Below are 1034 nucleotides of genomic sequence, written 5' to 3' on the forward strand. Positions count from 1 at the left end.
ACGTGGAATGGCGAGAAGAGCCATGCATGGAGAACTGCAAGACAGAGGCAGCGGTTACTATGCGTTCTGTCTTTCTGGTTGAGACACCACCAGAAGGCGGTTCGAATTCGGTCATGAATGAAGCCAGCGCGGACGGGTTACCGACGTTCACGGCGGAAGGGCCCTCGTTCATTCCGACCGCAGCGCCAAAGCCTGAGGAAGAAGCCGCCACAACACCGGCTATTCAAGAAATCGACGAGGCTGACCAGACTACGGAACTGTTCGCAGCTGGTGAGAAGGTCTTCAAGAAGTGTAAGTCCTGCCATCAGGTTGGTGACGGTGCAAAGGACAGTACGGGCCCTGCGCTGAACGGGGTTATCGGGGCCAACGCAGGTTCGGTTGAAGGGTTCAAATACTCCAAAGCTATGAAAACAGCTGCCGAGGCTGGTCTTGTTTGGACCGAAGAAGAAATGGCGGCCTTCCTGGCAAAACCCAAGGACTACATGAAGGGCACACGCATGTCCTTTGCTGGGCTTAAGAAACCAGACGATATTGAAGCCGTGATCGTTTACCTCAAGTCGTTCGGAAGCTGATCATGCGGTGGTTGAACATTTTTTTGACCTGCGCGGCGGTTATGGTTGCTGTTGCCCCATCGACCCACGCCACCGAAGGCCTCGGCGACGCCGAAGCCGGAAAAGAAGTGTTCGCCAAATGCAAAGGCTGTCATCAGGTTGGAGATGGAGCCAAAAACAAAATCGGGCCGCATTTGAATGGTGTCTTTGGGCGCAAGGCTGCTGGTCTGGACGGTTTCAATTACTCAAAAAGCCTAGAGCGTGCGGGTAACTCGGGTCTGGAATGGCACGCTGATACTCTGTCCGCCTACATCGAAAACCCACGCGCATTTGCGTCAGGCACGCGGATGAGTTTTCCCGGTTTGAAAGACCCGGAAGACCGAGCCAACGTGATCGCCTATTTGCGGGCGTTTTCGGACAATCCTCAGGACATCCCAGAAGCGGACCCAACGGCGAAAGGCACGGATCATTCGATCGATCCCG

The 1034-nt window shown here is 54.9% G+C and carries 2 protein-coding genes; both read left to right on the top strand.

Going from position 1 to position 1034, the window contains the following annotated elements; all coding sequences use genetic code 11:
- A partial coding sequence (locus ACR0E6_RS21530) for a c-type cytochrome (RefSeq protein ID WP_480587145.1) occupies nt 1-572 on the top strand: 572 nt, incomplete at its 5' end.
- A gap of 2 nt (nt 573-574) precedes the next feature.
- Nucleotides 575-1034, top strand: a 460-nt coding sequence (locus ACR0E6_RS21535) for a c-type cytochrome (protein ID WP_480587148.1), incomplete at its 3' end; no start/stop codon positions are given.

The organism is Ruegeria sp. AP12 (assembly GCF_056540025.1).